The sequence below is a fragment of the Sphingobium sp. genome, from assembly GCF_035511395.1.
In the GTDB taxonomy this organism is placed as follows: domain Bacteria; phylum Pseudomonadota; class Alphaproteobacteria; order Sphingomonadales; family Sphingomonadaceae; genus Sphingobium.
This window is the reverse complement of the sequence record NZ_DATKFP010000159.1, coordinates 1-2,129: the sequence shown is the minus strand read 5'-3', so window position 1 is coordinate 2,129 and position 2,129 is coordinate 1. Positions and strand designations below refer to the sequence as shown.

The following is a 2,129-nucleotide window of genomic DNA, read 5'->3' as shown; positions in this document are numbered from 1 at the left end:
TCGTCCGGCCACGCGTCAGTATCGCATCCCCCGTCTGGCCACGCGTCGCCAGCAGCTTGCGCCTTTCCTCATGCGCATCAATCAGGGGCCGCAAATCCTGCAACCGGACCTCACCAACATGGGATGCCAGCCCCGTGGAATAAAGGCGACCAAGTAGGTTCACTGCCTCCTTCCCCTCCGACTGCCTTATCCCAAACAAAGCGGCGCGGGCAGCATCGGTTTGGTCGACCGGGACAATGCGCTCCCCCACTTGGGCGGCACCTTCCTTAACGGCTTCGAGCGGCTTTTCATGGGGCCCCAGCCGGCCACGCCACTGATCGAGTAGGGCGTCGATCCCGATCTTCACCTTGGCGCTGCGGGTGGCGTAAAAAGATCGCCGACGTGCCGACTGGCCGACAAGACCATGTTCTGTGGCATGCTGATTGATCTGCTCAGCCCGCTGCGACATTTCCTCAATGAGAGCCTTGGGAACGCCCCTGATTTCGAAGAGACCCCGGCGCGGATCGAAGTCGATCTCATAGCCAAGCTCGCGCAGGCCATGAGCGAGTTCACTCCGGTAGATCTGCCCGCTGGTCATCTGTTCCGCATACATCGCGCGGGTTTCCAGGCTCGCCATCGGATCGCTTGTCTGCCCGTTGGTCATATTAAGGACGACGACATGGGTGTGGAGATGGGGATCGAGTTCTCGGCTCGCATGCTCGGTGAACCGCGCCCACAGCAATCGGCCGGTCGCCTCGTGGACGATGCTTCCCTCCTCCCGCCTTCGCAGTTGTGCATGTTCCTGCAGATAGGCGAGCGCGACATCGACCGATCGCTCATGGAGTTGGACGATCCGCTCGTCGCCTATGGCGAGCGCCATCACCGACACGGATTTGGGCGCACTGATCGCAAAGTCCCAGCCGGGATGATGCTGGATGCCGTCGGCGCGATGACGACCGAGCTGCTGCCCCGCGACCTTGCCGGCGAGCAGGGCGCGAAACGTCTCGGGATCGACATCACCCGCTAAGCCCAGCTCGCTCGCCAGGGTGCCGCCCCAGGACGATCGCTCCGCATCCCCTGTCGTGTAGTAATCGCCGATCGCATAGTAGCGGGCGATGTTGCCGGGCGACCCCTTCAGGCGGCGCGGATGCATCATGCCGGCCTCGCATCATTACGGTCGCCCGATGCACGGCCATGTTGTCGCAGCCGGAAGCCGCTGGCGCGACCGAGGAGCTTGGGCAATCCACCCTCTGGAGGTTCATGCTCCCCCTCCACCGGATAGGACGGGGAGGCCTGCGGGCGGACCTCATCTTGCGTGGGCTTGCTGACCTCGCCCGCATCGAGCGGCAGTTCGGGTGCATCCGCCTTCTTCGACCGCCTCCGCTTGGGTGGCGATCCTGACGACTTCGAGGAAGACTTGCTGTCTTCTTCCGGCTCCAGACGGATGAGCGGCGCCAGCCGCTCGACGAAAGCGGCCTCCGGGCTCGGCAGGACATTGTAGCTATCGGCAAATTGGACCACAGGAAGGTTTCGGCCGAACCGGAGAAAGCCCGCGAGATTGGGAAGATTGGTGACCTCTGTATGCATGACCAGCGGCCGGGTCACCTGCATCCGCGACAGGTTGACCCCGTCCCGCATATCGTTGACGCCATAGGACATGCCCTCATTGGCCTCGACCTGTTCGACCTGTCCCAGATTTTCGGACACATGCTTGGCGGTGGGCGTGTCGTTGGCACGCAGCGCCACCCAGGTCGAGCAATAGCCGGTGATCGCCGCGGCATCCTGGATGCCGTAGGTCGCTTCAAGCTGCGGATAGGACTGGAATCCCAATATGCCACAGCCGCCATATTTGCGCGCCCGGGCGAGAAAGTCGCTCAGCGACGGCAGTTTCTGGAGCGTCGGCAACTCATCGATGACGCAGTAGAGGCGTCGCTTGCGATCGTGAGGCAGGCTCATGATAGCGCTGATCGCGATGTCGAGCCATACTGTCACGAGGGGCCGCAGGGAGGGCAGCTGGTCCGCCTTCACGGTGATGAAGAGCCAGCTGTCATCCTCCTCATTGGCGACCCAATCCCGGATCGAAAATCCGTCGGCGGTATCGTCCAGATAGGAGAAGCTGCGCATAACAGATGCCAGTTCCGCGCGAATGC

At 62.7% G+C, this 2,129-nt stretch carries 2 protein-coding genes; both read right to left on the bottom strand.

Annotation, left to right across the window (positions count from 1 at the left end):
* On the bottom strand, positions 1 to 1,135 hold a 1,135-nt coding region (gene mobF / locus VMR39_RS10710; protein WP_325415958.1), incomplete at its 3' end, for a MobF family relaxase.
* A partial coding sequence (locus VMR39_RS10705; RefSeq protein WP_325415957.1) for a type IV secretion system DNA-binding domain-containing protein occupies positions 1,132 to 2,129 on the bottom strand: 998 nt, incomplete at its 5' end. The genes mobF and VMR39_RS10705, both read right to left, overlap by 4 nt.